The sequence below is a fragment of the Ignavibacteriota bacterium genome (assembly GCA_016218045.1).
Taxonomy (GTDB): domain Bacteria; phylum Bacteroidota; class Ignavibacteria; order SZUA-365; family SZUA-365; genus JACRFB01.
In genome coordinates this window covers 193,117-199,133 of record JACRFB010000013.1, presented here as the reverse complement: position 1 = coordinate 199,133, position 6,017 = coordinate 193,117, and the positions used below count along the sequence as shown (strand labels likewise).

Below are 6,017 nucleotides of genomic sequence, written 5' to 3'. Positions count from 1 at the left end.
GTCGTTGCCGTCGCTGCCGACGCCCACCAGCACCAGCACCGGGCGGCCGTCGTTTTCCTGCGCGTAGTAATACCGCACACCCACAACGCCGTCCTGATCCATCAACTGCTGCAGCGCTGCCTGGCCGAAGAATCCGCCCTTAATGGCGTTCTTGCCCGCGCGCTCGCGGAAGTTGCGTGTCAGTGCCGCTGCGTCATGCAGGGTGATGTCGTGATCCTCGTTGCCCGTGAACATCTGGCGGCGGCGCTCGCGAATCTCGGGCTTGGCCGGCGCGACGGGGATGTCAACGTACGACTCGAGGGTCTGCGGGTTCGTGATGATCGTTTCCATAAAAGCTCCTTTGATGAAATGATGAGTTGGGTGTTGAGAAATGAATCGTGATTGAATCTGATATTGGACGTTCGTATGCCATGCCTCAGGCGAGGAGAGAAACACCACACAACAATCGAATGGTGTCGCGCGCAGCATGTGCGCTTACGACGGACCAGGGAGTGTTCATGGCGTCCTCCGCGTGAGGAGTGGGCGACTCTCAACTGTTTCCGAACCCCGGTGCCGGTGATGATACCACCGCGCACCCTCATGGAGGGCGGCCGGGGAAACGGCGGCTAGAGCAGGAATAACGGGTCTTTTTGTCTTAAATTAATGCACGACAAAGCACCTGTGTACTCCAACGCCACAGTCATCGAGTCAAGAAGTATGTTGTGAAAGATGGTGTCGAGCTTCGAGCTCCGCGTGACGGAGGGGCACCTCGAAACTGATAAAAAAACTTATGGAGCATCGAACTCAAAGACAAGATATATTTATCTTTCCAAGAGATTTTTTCGTGATGATTCGCCGGCCAAAGAGTGGCCGTGAGACAGCAACCCCACGGTAATAAATAAAGATGGTATGGTAGTAATGCAAAATAACTGCATGACAACGGTAGATTCACCTAATAAAATATCGTGTGTTTCCAGAATCACTTTCAAAACGTCGTTGTTTGTTGTTGCAATATTTGCACTGCTTACGTCCGGCCGCGCCATCGCACAGGGCGGTCATGCAACGAATTCGGGACCATCCCACGAAAAGCTCCGGGAGGCCGTCTTGCGCATCATAGATCGTGCGGAACACGACTCGACGGGGTATCGGCGGCTCGAGTACCTCTGCGACACATTCGGACCGCGTCTGAGCGGCAGCGGGAATCTGGTCGATGCCATCGAGTGGACACGCAAGGAAATGCAGCGTGACAAATTTCCGCGTGTGTTCACGGAGGAGGTTATGGTGCCGCATTGGGTCCGCGGAGTGGAGCGGGCCGACCTGGTGTTCCCACGCACCGCCGCCCTGACCATGCTCGGACTCGGCGGAAGCGTAGCGACACCTGAGGCGGGAATCGAAGCCGAGATCTTGGCGGTCTCGTCCTTTCAGGAACTCACGCGTCGCTCCGCGGAAGCGCTGGGTAAAATTGTTCTGTTCGACGTCCCGTACACGAACTATGGCGAAACCGTGCAGTATCGTTCGCGCGGAGCCATCGACGCCGCTCGGGCCGGCGCAGTCGCCTCGCTCATACGTTCCGTCACACCTGTGTCGCTCCTCACGCCGCACACGGGCGCTATGCACTATGCGGACAGCGTCCCGAAAATTCCCCACGCGGCTGTAGCTCCAGAGGATGCGATGATGCTTCATCGGATGGTTGATCGCGGGCAGAAGCCCAGGGTGCGTCTGATAATGGGCGCACAAACCCTCCCCGACACCATTTCGCATAATGTCATCGCAGAAATTCCTGGGACGGAATTTCCCGATGAGATCGTCGTCTTCGGCGGACACTTTGATTCGTGGGACGCCGGTCATGGCGCGCACGATGATGCCGCGGGCTGCATCGCCGCCTGGGAGGCGCTGCGCATCCTTCAGCAACTCGAGCTCAAACCGAAGCGGACGCTCCGGCTAGTGTTCTGGACAAACGAAGAAAATGGTGTGCGGGGTGGGCGCGCGTATGCCGAACGCCATGCAAACGAGAGGCATGTCTTTGCACTCGAAGCCGATGCCGGCATTTTTTCACCACGCGGATTCGGATTCACCGGCACGGATTCGGCAATCACAATTCTACGTAAACTTGCACCCCTGCTTGCACCACTTGGCGCAGATACAATCACGCAAGGAGGAGGAGGCGTCGATATCAGCTTTCTTACGCGAAGCGGGGTACCCAGTGCCGGACTCTCCGTCGACGGGAGCAAGTATTTCTGGTACCATCACTCAACCGCCGACACTGTCGATAAAGTCGATCCAAAGGATTTCTGGCGATGCTCGGCCGCGATCGCCGCGTTAGTGTACGCCGTAGCGGAACTCCCTCGGCCGCTGCCGCGATGAACCGATTTACCCGTACTGTTTCCTTCGACGCGCTCGTGTGCTACGTTGTGTCTATTCGTGCATCCCTTTTGAACAAGGAACCGTCTCAGGTGGCCCGCGCGTGCATTCATCCATGTGTTGCCGGCCAGGATCCGCCGCACCGAAGCTGAACATGAAACCGACACGAGAACTCGGCCCGGAATCCGAGCCCTTCCTTCGTATGTGGCACGATGTGTGGATGCATCGCGAGCTGGTCTTTTTCCTGGCCTGGCGTGATGTGAAGGTGCGGTACAAACAGACGGTGTTCGGCGTGCTGTGGGCCGTCCTCCGGCCGGCAATCTCGGCCGCTGTTTTCACTTTTGTTTTCGGGAACATGGCAAAGCTGCCCTCGGGTTCAACACCCTACCTGCTTGTGGCGATGGCGGGAGTTCTCGGATGGAGTCTGATGTCCGATGGTATTTCGGGCGCGAGCCAAAGCATGATCTCCAACACGAGTCTCGTCACCAAGGTCTACTTCCCGCGCATCATCCTGCCGCTCGCGGCACTGTGCAGAGGTTTGGTTGATTGGTTGTTCGCCGCCGGACTCTATCTCGGAATCTCACTCTGGGCGGGACATCCTCCCGGGACCGATGTTATTCTGCTGCCCCTCGCCATGATCTACGCTCTCGCCGTCGCGTTCGGAATTTCATTGTGGTTCAGCGCGGCCGGTGTGCGATATCGCGATGTGGCGCACGCGCTGCCCTTCGCCCTGCAGGTCCTGTTCTGGATCTCTCCAATCGGCTATTCTTCGGCGCATATTCCTGACGCGGTTGCGCCATGGTACTGGTGCAATCCTATCGTCGGTGTCATGGAACTCTTCCGTCTGGCGCTGCTCGGAGACGCGCATATTCCGGGGCGCCTGCTTGCCATATCCGTCACGTCTGGACTTTGTATCCTCGCAGGCGGTATGTGGTTCTTCCGGCGTATGGAGGCGGCTTTCGCCGACGTGATATGAGCAACATCGTCATTCATACGGAAGGCCTCGGCAAACAATACGTCCTTGGGCAGACGGTCGGTCGTTTTGCATCGGAAACCCTGCGCGAATCGATCGCGCGCGGATGGCCCTTCCGACGTGCGCCACGCGACCGGATCTGGGCGCTTCACGATGTGGATCTTGACGTTTCCGAAGGGGAAATCGTCGGACTGATAGGCAGGAATGGTGCGGGCAAAAGCACGCTCCTTCGTATCCTCTCGCGTATAACAAAACCGACGGCGGGCCGTGTGCGCATCAGCGGTTCGGTGGCCTCATTGCTGGAAGTCGGAACCGGATTTCATCCCGAACTCACGGGCCGCGAAAACATCTTCCTCAACGGCGCGGTGCTGGGGATGAAGCGCGCGGACATCACGCGGCGCTTCGATGAAATCATCGCCTTCGCCGAGGTCGAACGATTTATCGACACTCCGGTGAAACGCTTTTCCAGCGGCATGTACCTGCGGCTTGCCTTCTCGGTCGCGGCGCATCTCGAGGCGGATATTTTGCTGGTCGATGAAGTACTCGCCGTGGGCGATGCGGCGTTCCAACAGAAATGTCTCGGGAAAATGAGCGACGTCGTGCACTCAGGACGCACCATCCTTTTTGTGAGCCATAACCTCTCGGCGATCTCCGCGCTCTGTCCAGGCTCAATGTGGATCGACGGGGGCGGCGTCCGCCATGCGGGACCCACTGTTGATGTCATCCGCGAATACGTTGCCAGTGTCGCTTCGGGCGATACGCGCGTCGAAATCCGCGAAGACATGCACGAGGCCGGATATGCGGGTGCTTCCAACATCCGTCTGCACGCTGTGGAATTACGTAATCCCTTTGGCGACGCGCTGTCGGTTCGGTGGCGCGAACCGGTGGAAATCGACTGCGTCATCGAGGCGAAACGCGATCTCTCGCATGTTGTCTTCGGACTTCAGGTCGACGCGGAATCCGGCGCCGCGGTGTTCGGCGCGCATCATACCGACAACGAGGCGCCGCCGCTGACGCTCACGGCCGGACTGCACCGGCTTCGCATCAGTATTCAAAATCCGCTGCAAGCGGGTCGCTACCGGATCTCGCTGGGCGCACACAATGCTGTCACACGTGATATTCTCTTCCAGGTGCAGCGCGCCGTGGCCTTCGATGTGCTCGACATTCCGTACACCTCTGCACGTTATCTCGGAAAATACCGCTGCCTCGTCAATGGCGAGGCCGAATGGGATATCCTTCCGGAACTCCGATGAGCATGCGCGATACCTTGATCATCCGTGTGGAACATGGAGGATTGGGCGACCATCTCTTCCACAGCCACCTTCCTCGTATCGCACATCAGTGCTGCGGTGTCTCGCGCGTGCTGGTTTCCAATGCCTCGGAGTACCGCGACCCTGCGTACAGACGGCTTGTGTGGGAGTTGAACCCCTTCGTCGATGGTTTTACCGACGACTTCCCCGACATGCCGGACCTCGGAGAGCCGCCTGAAGGTATGAACCTGCTCGACCACATCATGCACGCACACGGAATGGACGACGGCAAGCTTTTGCACGAGCCGGAGGTGTACTATTCACCCCGTACACGGGATGAATGGGCGGGGCGCGCACTGTTTGATCCGCACTTTGTCTCCTTCGTCGGCGACATCTCCCCGAGGCGCCTTCGCTCGTTTTTGCGTGTACATCCGCCCGATCTTATCAGCGTCTTCCCCGGGCCGTCGGTCGCATGTGAAGGAGTTGAGGCGGCAAGGATCGCTCCCCGCGATGTGTTCGAGTATTGTGATCTCATCGCCTCCGTCTCCGCCATGTATTGTCTTGCCTCCGGCGGCGCGACACTCGCCGCCGCATTGGGTGTTCGCGCGACGGTGCTGTATGGGAGGGGACAGAAGAGCATCTTCCACCACTCCTCGCTGCACACATATGTCGATCTCGGTCCCACGGCCGTGCAACGCACTGTCCGACTCGCGCGGCGTGTCATCAGGGGAAGACCGTGATGGACGCGCAGTATGCGAGAGAGATCGTCCGCGCCGGCACCGCGATGCGGCGATGGATCGAGCCCGCGACGGTGTCCATCGCCGTCGATTTGGGCAGCAGGGATGGCTGCGCGGCACTTGCGCTCGCGCGACTGTTTCCGAACGCACGTGTATTTGCGTTCGAGTGTAATCCCGCCGCCATTCCGATCTGTCGCGCTGCTGTCGAAGGCAATGAACGCGTCTCCCTGGTCGAATGCGCGGTGTCCGACCGGGATGGCGACGTGGACTTCTACGCGATCGATCCCGTCGCAACGCGTACTCCCCATGCCGACGGCAATATCGGTGCCTCCAGTCTTTTTCTCGCGAATCCGGAGTATCCGAACGAGCGGTATGTGCAGCGTCGCATAACAGTCCCGGCAGTGACCCTGCGATCCTGGGCGGCCCGCGAAAACCTGTCCCGTGTCGATGTACTGTGGATGGATCTTCAAGGTGCGGAACTTCTCGCGCTTCATGGATTGGGAGACATGCTCGCATCGGTGTCGGTGATTTACACCGAAGTCGCGCATCGTGCGATGTACATTGGTCAGCCGCTGTTCCCGGAACTCGACGCATTCCTCGACCGGAACGGATTCGTTCGGCGCGAGTCGTTGTACGCGGATGAATGGCTCGGTATGGAACTCTACGTCCGTGCCTCCCTCCGAGAACGTCCGTGGTGGAAACGATGGAGGGACTGAG

The 6,017-nt window shown here is 58.9% G+C and carries 6 protein-coding genes; 5 read left to right on the top strand and 1 reads right to left on the bottom strand.

Annotation, left to right across the window (positions count from 1 at the left end):
• Positions 1-330, bottom strand: a 330-nt coding sequence (locus HY962_04805; protein MBI5646232.1) for a hypothetical protein, incomplete at its 3' end; no start/stop codon positions are given.
• 582 nt (positions 331-912) lie between these two features.
• On the opposite strand from HY962_04805, the gene HY962_04800 reads away from it, so the two are divergent.
• From HY962_04800 to HY962_04780, 5 genes are all read left to right on the top strand, one after another.
• Positions 913-2,343, top strand: coding sequence for a M20/M25/M40 family metallo-hydrolase (locus HY962_04800; protein ID MBI5646231.1), 1,431 nt, complete (start codon positions 913-915; stop codon positions 2,341-2,343).
• 151 nt (positions 2,344-2,494) lie between these two features.
• Complete coding sequence (locus tag HY962_04795; GenBank protein MBI5646230.1) at positions 2,495-3,316, top strand: ABC transporter permease; 822 nt, start codon at positions 2,495-2,497, stop codon at positions 3,314-3,316.
• Positions 3,313-4,566 (top strand): ABC transporter ATP-binding protein, encoded by a 1,254-nt coding sequence (locus tag HY962_04790; GenBank protein ID MBI5646229.1) that lies wholly within the window; start codon positions 3,313-3,315, stop codon positions 4,564-4,566. Before HY962_04795 ends, HY962_04790 begins: the two co-directional genes overlap by 4 nt.
• Positions 4,563-5,303: a hypothetical protein gene (locus HY962_04785; protein MBI5646228.1), complete on the top strand. Its 741-nt coding sequence runs from the start codon at positions 4,563-4,565 to the stop codon at positions 5,301-5,303. Before HY962_04790 ends, HY962_04785 begins: the two co-directional genes overlap by 4 nt.
• Complete coding sequence (locus tag HY962_04780) at positions 5,303-6,016, top strand: FkbM family methyltransferase (protein MBI5646227.1); 714 nt, start codon at positions 5,303-5,305, stop codon at positions 6,014-6,016. The genes HY962_04785 and HY962_04780 overlap by 1 nt, the downstream gene beginning before the upstream one ends.
• Position 6,017: the final 1 nt, after the last annotated feature.